Origin of the sequence: Myxococcus xanthus, from assembly GCF_006402735.1 — a bacterium.
Taxonomy (GTDB): domain Bacteria; phylum Myxococcota; class Myxococcia; order Myxococcales; family Myxococcaceae; genus Myxococcus; species Myxococcus xanthus_A.
In genome coordinates this window covers 2,669,883-2,684,740 of the sequence record NZ_CP017174.1, presented here as the reverse complement: position 1 = coordinate 2,684,740, position 14,858 = coordinate 2,669,883, and the positions used below count along the sequence as shown (strand labels likewise).

The 14,858-nt window shown below is 70.0% G+C and carries 13 protein-coding genes; 9 read left to right on the top strand and 4 right to left on the bottom strand.

Going from position 1 to position 14,858, the window contains the following annotated elements; translation table 11 throughout:
* Positions 1–51 precede the first annotated feature (51 nt).
* Both BHS09_RS11410 and BHS09_RS11405 read right to left on the bottom strand, forming a co-directional pair.
* Positions 52–906: a metal-dependent hydrolase gene (locus BHS09_RS11410; protein WP_140797885.1), complete on the bottom strand. Its 855-nt coding sequence runs from the start codon at positions 904–906 to the stop codon at positions 52–54.
* 32 nt (positions 907–938) lie between these two features.
* Positions 939–2,456 (bottom strand): hypothetical protein, encoded by a 1,518-nt coding sequence (locus tag BHS09_RS11405; RefSeq protein ID WP_237080323.1) that lies wholly within the window; start codon positions 2,454–2,456, stop codon positions 939–941.
* Positions 2,457–2,834: 378 nt separating this feature from the next.
* Between BHS09_RS11405 and BHS09_RS11400 the strand changes: the two genes are divergently transcribed.
* Positions 2,835–3,203, top strand: a complete 369-nt coding sequence (locus BHS09_RS11400) for a hypothetical protein (protein WP_237080322.1) — start codon at positions 2,835–2,837, stop codon at positions 3,201–3,203.
* A 93-nt stretch (positions 3,204–3,296) separates the two neighbouring features.
* Positions 3,297–4,391: a hypothetical protein gene (locus BHS09_RS11395; protein WP_140797882.1), complete on the top strand. Its 1,095-nt coding sequence runs from the start codon at positions 3,297–3,299 to the stop codon at positions 4,389–4,391.
* A gap of 13 nt (positions 4,392–4,404) precedes the next feature.
* Here BHS09_RS11395 and BHS09_RS11390 read toward each other — a convergent pair whose 3' ends face one another.
* The gene (locus BHS09_RS11390) at positions 4,405–5,106 is read right to left on the bottom strand and encodes a hypothetical protein (RefSeq protein WP_237078237.1); all 702 of its coding nucleotides are present in this window, start codon (positions 5,104–5,106) and stop codon (positions 4,405–4,407) included.
* Between the two features lie 290 nt (positions 5,107–5,396).
* Positions 5,397–5,834 carry a DUF2383 domain-containing protein gene (locus tag BHS09_RS11385; protein ID WP_140789628.1) on the bottom strand — a complete coding sequence of 146 codons (438 nt, stop codon included), beginning with the start codon at positions 5,832–5,834 and terminating at the stop codon, positions 5,397–5,399.
* Between the two features lie 687 nt (positions 5,835–6,521).
* Between BHS09_RS11385 and BHS09_RS11380 the strand changes: the two genes are divergently transcribed.
* From BHS09_RS11380 to cysI, 7 genes are read left to right on the top strand one after another with little or no spacing between them, the layout of a single operon-like run.
* Entirely contained in the window at positions 6,522–7,244 is a 723-nt protein-coding gene (locus BHS09_RS11380) for a phosphoadenylyl-sulfate reductase (RefSeq protein ID WP_140797881.1), read from the top strand.
* Complete coding sequence (locus tag BHS09_RS11375) at positions 7,241–7,906, top strand: precorrin-2 dehydrogenase/sirohydrochlorin ferrochelatase family protein (RefSeq protein WP_140800659.1); 666 nt, start codon at positions 7,241–7,243, stop codon at positions 7,904–7,906. Before BHS09_RS11380 ends, BHS09_RS11375 begins: the two co-directional genes overlap by 4 nt.
* A complete protein-coding gene (cobA, locus tag BHS09_RS11370) occupies positions 7,903–8,703 on the top strand; it encodes a uroporphyrinogen-III C-methyltransferase (RefSeq protein WP_140797880.1) in 801 nt (266 codons plus the stop codon). The genes BHS09_RS11375 and cobA overlap by 4 nt, the downstream gene beginning before the upstream one ends.
* On the top strand, positions 8,696–9,613 hold the full coding sequence (gene cysD / locus BHS09_RS11365) for a sulfate adenylyltransferase subunit CysD (protein ID WP_140797879.1): 918 nt from the start codon (positions 8,696–8,698) through the stop codon (positions 9,611–9,613). The genes cobA and cysD overlap by 8 nt, the downstream gene beginning before the upstream one ends.
* Complete coding sequence (locus BHS09_RS11360) at positions 9,613–11,322, top strand: sulfate adenylyltransferase subunit 1 (protein WP_140797878.1); 1,710 nt, start codon at positions 9,613–9,615, stop codon at positions 11,320–11,322. Before cysD ends, BHS09_RS11360 begins: the two co-directional genes overlap by 1 nt.
* A complete protein-coding gene (locus tag BHS09_RS11355; protein WP_140797877.1) occupies positions 11,319–13,145 on the top strand; it encodes an assimilatory sulfite reductase (NADPH) flavoprotein subunit in 1,827 nt (608 codons plus the stop codon). The genes BHS09_RS11360 and BHS09_RS11355 overlap by 4 nt, the downstream gene beginning before the upstream one ends.
* A gap of 24 nt (positions 13,146–13,169) precedes the next feature.
* Complete coding sequence (gene cysI / locus BHS09_RS11350; RefSeq protein WP_140797876.1) at positions 13,170–14,858, top strand: assimilatory sulfite reductase (NADPH) hemoprotein subunit; 1,689 nt, start codon at positions 13,170–13,172, stop codon at positions 14,856–14,858.

Below are 14,858 nucleotides of genomic sequence, written 5' to 3'. Positions count from 1 at the left end.
AGTGAGCAAACACCGTGCGGGATGCCCCTCACCAGGCGTGCTTTCGCGCCGCTATGCCGCTTCTCGCTCCGGGACCTCCGGAGGCGGCGCCTCCAGTGTCGCCAGGTGGGCCCTGGCCAACTCCAGGTTGTCATTGTCCAGCGGGTGGAAGGAGGGGCGCAGGTACTGCCGCAAGCCCCGTCCCAGCACCTGGAACAGCACCGGGTCCTTCCGGTGAGCGCGCCACAGCTCGCGCAGCAGCCCCGTCCACCCCAGCCCACGCTCCTGGCGCAGCAGCGTCACCGTGGCGGCGAACCACAGGGCGAAGAGCGACAACACGGCCAGCACCATGCCCAACACGCGCAGCCCATAGCCCGGTGCCACCTTCCGCAGCACGTCGAAGGCCACCGCCTTGTGCTCAATCTCCTCGGCGGCGTGCCATTCGATGAGGTTGCGCATCGCCGGGTGGCCGTCCGCGAACACGCCCAGCGTCAGCGTGTTCTCGCCCATCAGCGCCGTGTAGTGCTCCAGCGCGGCGGTGATGGACAGCCGCAGCGACGGCGGAAGCTTCGCGTCGATGACGCCCCAGAGGAATGACTCGTACCGCCGCATGAAGCGGTGGATGTCGTAGCCCTGGGACTCCAGCAGCTCGATGTAGTCCTGGTGCTCGCGCGCGTGCTTGCCTTCCTGCGCGAAGAAGGCCTTCACCTGCGCGCGCAGCGCGGGCGTGTCCGCCAGCTGCGGCATGTAATGGTTGACGCTGCGCACGAAGAACCGCTCGCCCTGGGGGAAGAGCATGTTGAGCCCGTTCCACAGGTGCGTGGTGCCAGGGCCATTGCGGTGCCAGATGCGCGGGAAGTTCGCGTCGAAGGGGAACTGGAGGTGCGGTCGCGGCCGGATGCGTCCGGGGTCGTGGGGGGAGACCATGGAGAGCTCTCGTGACGGAAGACCAGGAAGATTCAAGGGAGTGCCGGACGTCGCGGCCGGGCCCTGCTGACGGCCTCCGCGACGAGCACATCCCGGAAGGCCAGCAGCTTCTCGCGCATGCCCAGGGCACCACTGCCCGCGAGCGCCGCGAAGAAGCGCTTGCGCACGCCCGAGGGCGTCGCGTGGAGGACCTCCGTCACGCAGAGGGCCACGCCGCCCCCCACGGCACACAGCGGCCGCATCGTGTTGAAGAAGAGCGGGGAATGCCGCGCCAGCGCTTCATCATCGTCGACCTCCAAGGTGATTTTGGACAGCAGGGCATTGCCTCCCAGGGCGGCGGGCACCTGCCGCAGCAAGGGTGTGAAGGCGAAGCCGTGCGTGGTGAGGGAGGGCATCCACCACGGCAGCGTCGGTGAGTACAACGTGGTGAAGATGTCCTCCAGCACGCCGCCGCCCCGCCGCGTCTGCTCCAGCAGGTGCGCGACGTGAGAGGGCGTCATCGGCCCTGTGCGCGTCCGCGAGGGCACCACCGCGATACCAATGCGCCGCCACTTCCGCGCCACGGTGTGCGGCGACGCGGGCAGCACCGGCACCAGCAGCGTGGGATTGTCGACGGGGAACACGCCCTCGCCGGCCCGCTGCACCGCCTGGAGCATCGCGCAGGTGAGGTTCCGGAAGTCGAGCCCCTCCGGCAGCTCCACTCGCAGCAGCGGCGACGGCTCCTCGGGACCGGTGAGCCATTCGCCCGGCGCCGCGCGCCCCGCCCTGCGCGGCAACCCCTCCGAGGCCGCCAGCGAGAGCTCGGCCATCGCGGTGCCATCCATCACCAGGTGGTCGAAGCTCAGCTCCAGGGCGCCCGTCGCCGCGTCCACTCTCGCACCGAACCAAGCACTCGACGTCAGCAGGTGGGACGTCCAGGCGCTGTCGCCTCGCGAGGCGCGGTCCACCAGCACCTGCGGGAACAAGCCATCCCGGCGTGCCTCGGCCAGCGAGCGGCTGGGCGTGCGTGCCAGCAACGCCGCCACCGCATCAGGCGTCAGCGCCGCGTCGTCCAGGGACAAACGCACCACCTGGAGCCCACCGTCCTCGCACGTGATGGCGGCGGTGAGGACGTCCGCGTCCTGGGCGCATTGGCGTGCATCGGAGCCTTCACGGCCCAGGCGCGCCACCCAGACGTCCAGGGGCTGGTTCTGCCGGCGCACGCCGCGGCTGTCGCGGTACCAGCGAGCCACACGCGCCAACAGCACCGGTGCCCACGTCCCGCCGTCCGTTTCCACGCCCAACGGTTGCACCGTCACCATGATGCGGCGCGAGCGGGGCTCGGTCGTCAGGAACTGCTCCCACGTCGTCAGCGCGGGCACCACCTGGGTCGGCCGCCGCGCCGGAAACAGCCGCCGCCACCCGTCGCAGAAACGCACGAGCCCGCTGATGGCATGACGCGCCACGGGATGCAGGTGTGGAAACTGATGCGTCAACGCCGCATGCACGCGTCCGATGACGTCAACGTCCTGGGCTTCATCCGGAAACGGGAGGGGACCGGATCCGTCCATGGCACACCTCCGAGTGGTCAACGGGGGGATGACCCACGGCATTGGCTGCGTAGCCTACCGGACACGCCACCTGTACCATCAGGTCATTGCGCCATTTCACTTACAGCCACGCTTTTTGACCTGCCTGCGCGGGTGAAACACGACTCACGAAGGCGACCCCTCACGGAGCGCATGGGAAGCTCACGCAGTGGGCGTGACACACAGCGCATCAGCCGGGACGGAATCTTCGCGCGACGTGCCACGTCGGCCGGCAAGAATGTCTGCCATTGAATGCAAGCGAGCAAGCACGCCTGCATTCACCCCAGATGCCTCCTGGTATTCTTTGACAGCCCGACATTCCCATGCACTCCCGCCCGGGGTGTCGGCGCAGGAGCATCCATGTCTCTCATCCGCCGTCCCTTCGCCTGGAGTGCCGCCCTGCTGCTGACGTTCGCGACCGTCGCGGCGGCCGACCCCATCAGCTCCGAGCCCGAGGAACTCTGTGAAAACAGCGCGAGCACGGAGTCCTCGCTGGCCATCTGCTTCCAATCCTTCTGTGACGAGGACTGGCAGTGCGCGAACGCGTGTCCCAGCGCGCAGACGGCCACCTGCGTGAACTCCGTGTGCGAGTACACCTATCGAACGGGCGGCGGCACCGGCGGCCCGGGTGGCCCCTTCTGCCCGACGATGCTCTGTGCGGATGACTACCACTGTCAGTGCGGAGACCGTCAGGGCTACTGCAGCTTCGACTCCATCTGCTACTTCTAGGCCGCTCGACGCGTCGTTCCGCTCGTCAGGCTCCGGGAAGAAAGCCCGCGCCGGTGAGTCCGGCGCGTCGGTGGACACCTTCCCGGAGTCGCCATGCCACGCCTGCTCGACAGCCTTCCCCTTCTCTACCGCGACCTCCTTCCTGACTTCTTCCGGCAGGACGTTCCCGAGGAGAGCAAGGCCACCTGTTCGAACTGCGCCATGAGCCAGGACTCCGCGCAGGGCGCCGTCGACTCCGTGGACGGCGTGAGCCGCATGTTCCGGCCGGACACCAAGTGCTGCACGTACTCACCGCGCCTGCCCAACTACCTGGTGGGCGCGCTGCTGTCCGATGACCGCCCCGAACTGGCGGAGGGCCGGCGCCGCATGGAGGCGAAGGTCGCCAGCCGCGTGGGCGTCACGCCGCAGTGGGTGAAGCCGCCCGCCAAGTTCCAGCTCCTCTACAAGAACGGCCACCAGTTCTTCGGCCGGGCCGCGTCCCTGCGCTGCGGCTACTTCTCCGCGGACAGCGGCGGCTGCACCATCTGGCCCTACCGCGAAGCCGTCTGCTCCACCTTCTTCTGCAAGTACGTGGCGGGCGCGGACGGCCGCAAGTTCTGGATGTCCCTCAAGACGTACCTGACGCTGGCCGAAATCCAGCTGTCACGCTGGACGGCGCTCCAGCTCCTCCCCGACTACGTGCTGTCCGGCAGGGACCGCGCGGAGACGCAGCCCGGGCCGCTCACCGTGGAGGACCTGGATGACACCGCGCCGCCCGCCAAGGCCTACGCGGCGCTGTGGAAGGGTTACGAAGGACTCGAGCTCGACTACTTCCGGGAGTGCTACCGCCTGGTGAAGGCGCTGCCCCCGGACGGCGTGGAGAAGCTGCTGGGCCTGGATGGCACCATCGAGCTGAAGACGCTGGAGAAGCTCCACCACACCGCCGTGGCGCCCCAGCTGCCGCGCACGCTCAAGCTCAACCCCGATGCCACCGTGCAGTGGATGCAGGACGGCAGCGTGGCCCTGGGCGCCTACAGCGAATACGACGCCGTGGCCCTGCCCGGTGAAGCCTATGGCCTGCTCGTCGACTTCACCGGACGCGAGCCCGTGGACGCCGTGCGCCAGCACCTGCGCGAGAACAAGCAGGCGGACCTGTCCGAGGACGTCCTGCTGGAGCTTTACCGGCACCGCATCCTCGTGGACGCGTGAGGCAGGCGTCCGGCTACGGCTGCTGGGACAGCTCGCCCAGCTCGCGCAGCATGCGGACGGAGGCCTGGGCGTTGCGCCACGCGAAGACCGTCTCTGACAGGTGGTCCGCCATCCACGAGCAGAAACCCGGGTCTCCGGCGCCCAGCCACGCGGCGGACTCGGACAGCTCCGTCTCGGCGGCTTCCCACGCGCGGCGGTAGGCGCTGGCCGCGGTCATCAGCTCGGACAGGGAGTGGGTGAAGGCGTCCAGGGCCGCGCGCAGCTCCAGCGGCGCGCCCGGCTCCCCCCGGCGGGAATCGCGCAGCCGGCCCAGGTGGACCAGGAGCCCCTGCTCCAGCGCGGCGGCGGTCCCCAAACGCGCCTGGGCGCCGTGGAGCAGGACCTGGAGGTCCTCGCCCAGCTCATGCAGCAGCTCCTCGTTGGAGCGCGCCACCGGGCGTCCCAGCCGCGTACACACCGCCTGCCACAGGCTGCTGTACCCCAGGAGCTCCGCTACGCCGCGGCGCACATGGGGCGGGACGCGGTCCAGGAACTCGAGCGCGCACTGACGGGCGGACATGGCCAGGGGGCCCGCGCCCGGGCCCGCCTTCGCGCACTTCAGCACCCGCCAGGCCCACTGGAGCGTCGTCTCGGTGGAGCGGAAGAGGGCTTCACAACCCGCGCTCAGCGTCCCCGCATGGCTGGCGTCCATCAGCGAGGTGGAGGTCGCGGGCACGGTCCGGGCTTCCTCGCCTGAGACCTGCTGCGGGCGTGGCTCCCGTTCCGATGAACCGCGGTCCGGCGACATGCTCCGCCTCCCTAAACGCGACGAGCCCCCCAGGTATCGCATGCCATGCGCACAAGCTCCAACACCCCGTCTGGGGAGGGTTCAGGGCGCCGCGCGTGGCCTGAGACGGGCGGGATGCCCGGAGATTCAAGCCGGTGTCGTGTCGCACGGGTTGAGAAAAATCCGGCCGGGCGCCCGGAACGAGACACCCGGCCGGCGCGCATCCGCGCGGCACGCGCTTAGTGAAGGGTGCGCTTGAGACGGCTGAGCCGCTCATGCGTCCGCTTCTGCGCGGGAATCAATTCCATCCGCACGAAGCGTCGATTCTCGCCATGCACCTGGTCCGCGTCGCGCTGGTAGTCGGAGAGGCCATGGTCCTCGCCCTCCTCCAGCGCCTGGATGGCCGCCTTCTCGCCCAGGACGTCCGCGCCGCCTTGGACCAGCTTGGCGAAGGTGCCCCACATGCCAGAGCTCTCCACGGGCTCACCGCCCATCCTCAGGATGCGCTCGCGAATCTCCTCGACCCGGTGCTCGTGGTCGTGCTGGCAATACTCCAGCGCGTCACGGGCCAGTCCGTCAGAGACGTGCCCGATCGCCTGACGATAGGTCTCCACGGCGGAGATTTCGCCGCGCAGGAACGAATTGAGCGTCTCGACGTCCTTGTTGGTGCTCGCCATCGATGGCCTCCATGGGTGACGGGTGAATCCGGCTCGCCGCAAAGGTGATGCCCGCTGCCGCATGGGCAACGAGGGCTCGCCTCCCCGCCTCCTTCCAAGGTCTGCGCGGACGTTCACCCGCTGGCGCCGTGTCCCGCCCCCCAGACGGGCGGACGAGCGGACGTCCCCTCGGGCCGTCCCAGCCCCGCATGCCACATCGAGGCCGACCGGTTGACGCGCGCCTGAAACAGCCGCTAGCGTAGGTCTTCGCGATGACGCACTCCCACACACCGACCGCCGCGCCGTTTGCCAGCCGCTGCTGTCCGTCGTGTACGTGTTGTCGTCAGCCGGACCTGGGTTGTTGACGCGCATAGGGGAAGCCCTTCCAAGCCTCCCTCCTCGCGCTCTTCCCGGCCCGGTCTCCTGTCCCAGGAACCGGGCCGTTTTCGTTTCCTTACCCAGCCCTGCACCGCTCGCCCATGACCTTCACCGCCGACGCCCGTGTCCCCCGTTCTCCCGTGCTCCCCGCCGGGGGTGATGACGCCTGTGCCACGGGTGGTGCGTGCTGTCTGTGCCGTGCGTGTCCCGAGTGTCCCCCCGCAGGCGGGTGCCGAGCATCGAGAAGCGTGTAGCGCGTCCTTCTCGAACCTTCTTGCTCGTGCGGCCCGCCCTCGAAAGAGGCGGGCCTTTTCTTTTCCTGGAGTCACCATGTCGCCCCCGCAGTCCCATGCCTCGGCCCTGCTCGCCGAAGCCGCCGAAGTGAAGGACGCCCCCGCGCAGGACCTCCTCGCCTGGGCCGAGCGCCGCTTCGGCGCGCGCGCGGCCATCGCCTCCAGCTTCGGCGTGGAGGACATGGTCCTCATCGACCTGGCGCGCCAGCATGCGCCCAGCTTGCGCCTCTTCACGCTCGACACCGGACGCCTGCCCCCGGAGACGTACGAGCTCATGGAGGTGGTGCGCAAGCGCTACGGCGTCACCGTGGAGACGTACTTCCCGGAGCGCGCGCGCGTGGAGGCGCTGGAGTCCACGAAGGGCTACTTCTCCTTTCGCCAGAGCCTGGAGGCGCGCAAGGAATGCTGCGCCATCCGCAAGGTGGAGCCCCTGTCGCGCGCGCTCGCGGGCCAACAGGCGTGGGTGACGGGACTGCGCCGTGAGCAGTCCGTCACCCGCACCGACGTGGCGACGCTGGAGGTGGACAGCGCGCATGGGCTGCTCAAGCTCAACCCGCTGGCCAGGTGGAGCAGCCGGGACATCTGGGCCTACGTCCGTGCGAAGAGCGTGCCCTACAACGCGCTCCATGACCGTGGCTACCCATCCATCGGCTGTGCGCCCTGCACGCGCGCGGTGAAGCCCTACGAGGACGAGCGCGCGGGCCGCTGGTGGTGGGAGTCCGCGGAGAACCGCGAGTGCGGCCTCCACCCGGTCCGATGAAGCGCGCCATGCCTTCACACGCCCTGGATTATCCCGTGTGCCTTCGACTCGAGGGACGCTCCGTCCTGCTGGTGGGCGGCGGCGCCGTCGCGGAGGGCCGTGCCCTCGCGGTGCTCGACGCCGGCGCGCGACTGCGTGTCATCGCGCCGGAGGCCACCGCCACGCTGCGGCGGCTCGCAGCCGCTGGGCGACTGGAATGGCAGCCCCGTTCCTACGAGGCCGGCGACGTGCGCGGCCATCACCTGGTGCTCGCGGCGACGGATGACGTGGCCGTGGGCCGGCAGGTGGCCACCGAAGCCCGAGACCTGGGCCTGTGGGTCAACACCGCGGACGAACCGGCGCTGTGTGACTTCACCCTGCCCTCCGTCGGCAGGCGCGGCCCCATCACCGTCGCCGTGTCCTCGGCGGGGCGGGCCCCCGCGCTCGCCAGCCACCTGCGCAAGACGCTCACCGCCCAGGTGACGCGACACCACATCTGGCTGGCGCGACTCAGCAGCTGGCTCCGCGAGCACCTGCCCCGAGGCGAAGCGCGCCAGCGACTGCTGAAGCAGGTGGCGGTGGGAGACATCGGCGCGCTGCTGGAGCGAGGCGAGCGCAAGGCCGCCTGGGCTCGGCTCCGCGCGGAGTTGGAGCACTCGAAGCTTCCTGGAGAGACACGATGAGAGAGCAGACGAGAGGCCGAGTGTTCCTGGTCGGCGCGGGTCCGGGAGACCCGGAGCTGTTGACCTTGCGCGCCGCGCGCGTGCTCCAGGAGGCGGACACCGTCGTTCATGACCGGTTGGTCCACCCTGGTGTGCTCGAGCATGCGCGGCCCCACGCCCGGCTCATTTACGTGGGCAAGGAGGGCGGCGGCGACTCCGTGAGCCAGGAGGAGATTCACGTCACCCTCATCGCCCAGGCGCTGCTGGGGCGTCGCGTGGTGCGGCTCAAGGGCGGTGACCCTTTCGTCTTCGGCCGCGGCGGCGAGGAAGCGCTCGCGCTGGAGGAGGCGGGCATCCCCTATGAAGTCGTGCCTGGCCTCACCGCAGGGACAGCCGTGCCCGCGGCGGCGGCCATTCCCGTCACGCACCGGGGTGTCTCCGGCGCGGTGACGTTCGCCACCGCATACCGAGGCGGCAGCGCGCCGGACTGGGACTTCCTGGCGAAGGCCCAGACGCTGGTCCTCTACATGGCGGGCAGCCGGTTGGAGGAGACGGTGCGCGCGCTGGTCGGCGCGGGGCGTTCCGCGTCCACCCCGGCCGCCGTGGTGGAGGCGGGCACGTGGGAGCATCAACGGGTGGTGGAGGCTCCGCTGAGCCACATCGCCCAAGCGGCGACGCGTGACGCGCTCGGCTCGCCGTCGCTGCTCATCGTGGGCGAGGTCGTCTCGCTGCGCGGGCGCCTGCCTTCGCTGGTGGCGCAAGGAACCTCGGAGCATGGACACGCGCCAGCGCGCGTGGCGGAGGGCGGTCATGAGTGAGCACACGTTCGCGCGGGCGTCCCACCTGTCGGAGATGGAAGCGGAGAGCATCCACATCCTCCGGGAGACGGTGGCCGAGTTCGCCAACCCGGTGATGCTCTACAGCATCGGCAAGGACTCCCAGGTCCTGCTGCACCTGGCGCGCAAGGCCTTCCACCCCGCGCCCCTGCCCTTCCCGCTGCTCCACGTGGACACCACCTGGAAGTTCCGGGACATGTATGCGTTCCGGGACGCCTTCGTGGCGCGCCACGGACTGCGCCTGATCATCCACCGGAACCAGCGCGCGCTGGCCGAGGGCATCAACCCCTTCGACCACGGCAGCCAGAAGTACACCCATGCGATGAAGACGCAGGCGCTGCTGGAGGCGCTGGCGGCGCATGGCTTCGACGCGGCCTTCGGTGGCGCGCGGCGCGACGAGGAGAAGTCCCGCGCCAAGGAGCGGGTGTTCTCCTTCCGGGACCGGCACGGACAGTGGGACCCGCGCCGCCAGCGACCGGAGCTGTGGAACCTCTTCAACGGCCGCGTCGACGCGGGCGAGAGCATGCGCGTCTTCCCGCTGTCCAACTGGACGGAGCTGGACGTGTGGCACTACGTGTTGCGCGAGCGCATCCCCGTGGTGCCGCTCTACTTCGCGGCGGAGCGTCCTGTCATTGACCGGGGCGGCACGCTGCTCATGGTGGATGACGAGCGCATGCGGCTGCGACCCGGGGAGAAGCCCGAACTCCGGCGCGTGCGCTTCCGTACCCTGGGCTGCTACCCGCTCAGCGGCGCCATCGAGTCCTCCGCCACCACGGTGGAGACCGTCATCCACGAGATGGTGAACGCCCGCCAGTCCGAGCGGCAGGGCCGGCTCATCGACCACGACGAAGAGGGCTCCATGGAGCTCAAGAAGCGCGAGGGCTACTTCTAATGGACACCGGCTTGCAGCAACTGCTCGACCAGCATGCCGCCCGGGAGCTGCTCCGGCTCGTCGTGGTGGGCTCCGTGGATGACGGGAAGTCCACCCTCATCGGCAGGCTCCTCTACGAGTGCGACGGGCTCTTCGAGGACCAGATTTCCGCCGTGCGGAAGGCCAGCGCGAAGCGGGCCGCCGCCGTGTCCGTGCCCTCCGAGGTGCTGGTCCAGGGCCTGAAGGCCGCGGCCGGCGCGGACGAAGAGGAGCTGGACTTCTCCCTCTTCACCGACGGCCTGCGCGCCGAGCGTGAGCAGGGCATCACCATCGACGTTGCCTACCGCTACCTCAGCACCGCGCGGCGCAAGGTCATCGTCGCGGACACGCCGGGCCACATCCAGTACACGCGCAACATGGCCACCGGCGCCTCCACGGCGGACGCGGCGGTCATCCTGGTGGACGCGCGACTGGGCGTGCTGCCGCAGACGCGCCGCCACGCGTACATCGCCTCGCTGCTGGGCATTCCCTACCTCGCCGTGGCCGTGAACAAGATGGACCTCACGGGCTTCGACCGGGACACCTTCGAGCGCATCGGCACCGAGCTGGTGGACTTCGCCCACGCGCTCGGCTTCGAGGGCGTGCGGCTCTTCCCCGTCAGCGCCAGCCGGGGGGACAACATCACCCGGCCCAGCGCCCGCACGCCCTGGCATGAAGGCGGCACCCTGCTCGCGTGGCTGGAGTCCCTGCCCCACCAGCGCCGGCAGGACGACGCGCCCTTCCGCTTCCCCGTCCAGTACGTGCTCCGGCCCCACCAGGACTACCGAGGGCTGGCGGGACAGATTGCCTCCGGCACCGTCCGCGTCGGGGATGAAATCCAGGTCCATCCCTCCGGGCGGCGCACGCGCGTGGCGGGCATCGACACCTTCGACGGACCGCTGGAGGAGGCCGCGTCCCCCGCGTCCGTCACGCTGCGACTCGCGGACGAAGTGGACGCCAGCCGAGGCGACGTGCTGGCCCACGTGGACCAGGCGCCTCTGTCGCTTCACCAGCTCGACGCGATGCTCGTGTGGTTCGGAGAACAGCCGCTGGACTGCTCCCGCCGCTACCTGGTGAAGCAGGCCTCACGGACCGCGCCCGCGCACATCGAGCGGGTGCTGTGGCGCAAGGAACTGGCGGACCTGTCCGAGCAACCCGCCGAGTCCCTGTCACTCAACGACATCGGCCGGGTGCGGGTGGTGTGCCGTCGGCCGCTGCTGACCGACCCGTACCGCGACAACCGCCGCACGGGCGCCTTCATCATCATCGACGCGCTCACCCACGACACGGTGGGCGCGGGCATGGTTCTGGGGCCGGTGGAGGACTCGGCGAAGGGCGAGGTGGCCTCTTCGCTCGTCACGCAGCCCGAGCGGCGGGGGCGGCTGGGCCAGCCCGGCGCCATCGTCCTGCTGCCCGCCACGCCGGACGCCAGCTCACGCGCATTCCAGCTGGAGCGCCGGCTGTTCGACCTGGGCTGGCATGTCGCCACCGCCCCCGGTGACGTGGAGGTGGCACTGGCGCTCGCGGCGGCGGGACTGGTGGCCCTGGTCCACTCCGACACGCCCCAGACACGCCGGGCCCTGCGCGCGGACGCCCGCGATGCCGGCGCCGCGTGGCTGGAGCTGGAAGCTAGCGAAGACCTGGAGCAACACCTCGACCAAATCCTCACCCTCCGGGAGGCCGCACGATGAGCGCATCCCCTGCCACCCATGCGTCCCCGTTCATCAACGCGCTGCTGGGTGAGGACAAGAGCACCCTGCTGCTCAAGCTCGTGGAGGGGCTGGACACCTCCGCCTTGAACTGGCTGAGCGGCTACACGGCGGGACTGGCCGTCCGTGCGCCCCAGGCCACCGTCGTCCCGGTGACGCCCGCACCCGTGGCCTCGCCCGCTGTTCCCTTCACCATCATCTACGGGACGCAGACAGGTAACAGCCGCCTCCTGGCCGAGCGCCTCAAGCACCAGGTGGAGTCCGCCGGACTCGCCACGCGGCTGTTCCGGGCCAGTGACTATCCGGTGCGAGAGCTGGCCAAGGAGAAGCTGCTCTGCGTGGTCATCAGCACCCAGGGAGATGGCGACCCGCCGGACGACGCACGCGGTTTCTGTGAGTTCATCCTCGGCAAGCGCGCGCCTCGGGTGGAGGGGCTGCGCTACGCCGTGCTGGGGCTGGGAGACTCCAGCTACCCGCGCTTCTGCGAAGTGGGCCGGCTGCTCGACGTCCGCTTCGCGGAGCTGGGCGCCAGCCGGCTCTTGGAGCGCGCCGATTGCGACGTGGACTTCGAGCCCGTGGCCAAGGGCTGGCTCGACCAGGCCTTCACCCTGGCGCGCGAAGCACTGACTCCGCAGGCGACGGTGACGGCCACCGTCGTGCCGCTGCGGGAGCCGCACGCCGCGCCCGCGTTCACCAAGGAAGCGCCCTACACCGCGGAGGTGCTGCTCAACCAGCGCATCACCGCGCGCGGCGCGCTCAAGGACGTGCGGCACCTGGAGCTGTCGCTCGCGGGCTCCGGGCTGGAATACGCCCCTGGCGACGCGCTGGGGGTGTGGCCCCACAATCCGCCGGAGCTGGTGGCGTCCTTCCTGTCCGAGCTGCGCCTCGACGGCGAAGCGGCCGTCACCCGTGAGGGCCGCACGCTCCCGCTGGCGCGCTGGCTCAGCGACGAGTTGGAAATCACCAAGCTCAACCGCCCCTTCCTGGAGCGGCACGCCAGGCTGTCCGGCAGCGCGGCGCTGCGCGAAGTGCTCGAACCGAGCCGCGCCGAGTCCTTCCGCGCGCTGCTGGCGGGGCATCAGGTCATCGACGTGCTCCGCGCCCACAAGGCCACCTGGGACGCCACGGAGCTGGTCCAGGCCCTGCGCCGGCTGACGCCCCGGTTGTACTCGATTGCCTCCAGCTCCAAGCGCGTGGGTGAAGAGGCGCACCTCACGGTGGCGGTGGTGGACTACACGGCCTTCGACTTGCGGCACTTCGGCGCGGCGTCGTACCACCTGGCCACGCGCACGGCCGGCACCGACACGGTCCGCGTCTTCATCGAGCCGAACGAACGCTTCCGGCTGCCGGAGGACGGCGACAAGGACGTGCTGATGATTGGCCCTGGCACCGGCGTGGCGCCCTTCCGGGCCTTCGTCCAGGAGCGCGCGGAGACCGGAGCGAAGGGCCGCAACTGGCTCTTCTTTGGAGAGCAGCACTTCCGCACCCAGTTCCTCTACCAGACGGAGTGGCAGGAGGCCCTGAAGAAGCAGACGCTGCACCGGCTGTCGCTCGCCTTCTCGCGGGACCGCGCGCAGAAGGTCTACGTGCAGCACCGGCTGCGCGAGTCCGGACGTGACGTCTACGAATGGCTCGAAGGCGGCGCCCACCTCTACGTGTGCGGCGACGCCCAGCGCATGGCCCCCGATGTCCATGAGGCACTGGTGGACGTCGTCTCCACCCACGGCGGCAAGAGCCGCGAGGACGCGCACGCCTGGCTCGAGTCCCTGCGCGAGCAGCGGCGCTACCTGCGCGACGTCTACTGACCCATTCCGATTGCGAGCAACGACATGAGCCACCAGCCCAAGCCGCTCTCCGAAGTGGAGCACATCAAGACCCAGAGCCGCCTGCTCCGGGGAAGTCTGGCGGAGAGCCTGAAGGACCCGGTGACGGGCAGCCTCGCCACGCCGGACACCAGCCTCATCAAGTTCCACGGCAGCTATCAGCAGGACGACCGCGACCTGCGAGAGGAGCGACGCCAGCAAAAGCTGGAGCCCGACTACAGCTTCATGCTCCGCACCCGCCTGCCCGGCGGCGTCTGCACACCGGCCCAGTGGCTGGCGATGGACGCCCTGGCACGCGAGCACGCCAACCACACGCTGCGCATCACCACGCGGCAGGCTTTCCAACTTCACGGCATCATCAAGGACGACCTCCGGCCCACCATCGCCCGCATCAACGAAGCGATGATGGACACGCTGGCCGCCTGCGGCGACGTGAACCGCAACGTGCTGTGCAACCCCAATCCGGTGGACTCGCGCGTCCACGAGACGGTGTACCAGTGGGCGGTGCGCATCTCCGAGCACCTGCTACCGAAGACGCGCGCCTACTTCGAAATCTGGCTGGGGAAGGAGAAGGTGGCCGGCGGTGAGGACGAGCCCATCTACGGCTCCACGTACCTGCCCCGGAAGTTCAAGGCCGCCGTGGCGGTGCCGCCCCTCAACGACGTGGATGTCTTCGCGCAGGACCTGGGCTTCATCGCCATCATCGAGGGCGACGCGCTCGTGGGCTTCAACGTCGCCGTGGGCGGCGGCATGGGCGCCACGCACGGTGACGCGGCCACCTATCCCCGGCTGGCGGACGTCGTCGGCTTCATCCCGCCGGAGCAGACGCTCGCCGTCGCCGAGGAGGTGGTGAAGATTCACCGCGACTTCGGGGACCGCACCAACCGCAAGCACGCGCGCCTGAAGTACGTCCTGGAGGAGCGCGGCGTCCCCTGGTTCACGGCGGAGTTGGAGAAGCGGCTCGGCTTCGCGCTCCAGCTGGCGCGCCCCTTCGCCTTCGAGCACAACGGAGACCGCTTCGGGTGGACGGAAGGCCATGACGGCCGGTGGCATCTGACGCTGCACCTGGACAGCGGCCGCGTGGCGGACCGGCCCGGCGCCGCGCACTTGACGGGCCTGCGGGAGATCGCGCGCATCCACACCGGGGACTTCCGTCTCACGGCGAACCAGAACCTCGTCATCGCGGGTGTTACGCCCGAGGCCCGCGACGCCATCGACGCACTGGTGACGGCGCACGCACTGGACAGCTTCCGCAGCGCCAGCCCCGTGCGCCGCAACGCGCTGGCCTGCGTGGCGCTGCCGACGTGCGGGCTCGCCATGGCGGAGGCGGAGCGCTACCTGCCCGCTTTCGTGGGACGGCTGGAGGACCGGCTGCGGGCGCATGGCCTGCAGGACGCCAACCTGCTGCTCCGCATCACCGGGTGCCCCAACGGCTGCGCGAGGCCGTACCTGGCGGAGGTGGGACTCGTGGGCAAGGCGCCGGGCCGCTACAACCTGCACCTGGGCGGAGATGCGCGAGGCCAGCGCCTCAACCGCCTCTACCGGGAGAACATCGACGAGGACGCCATCCTCGCCGCGCTGGAGCCATTGTTCGAAGGCTACGCACGCGAGCGACAGCCCGGTGAAGGCTTTGGCGACTTCGTGGTGCGCGCTGGGCACGTCCCCAGCCCAGCCGTTCAGCCTCGACCGTCCTGA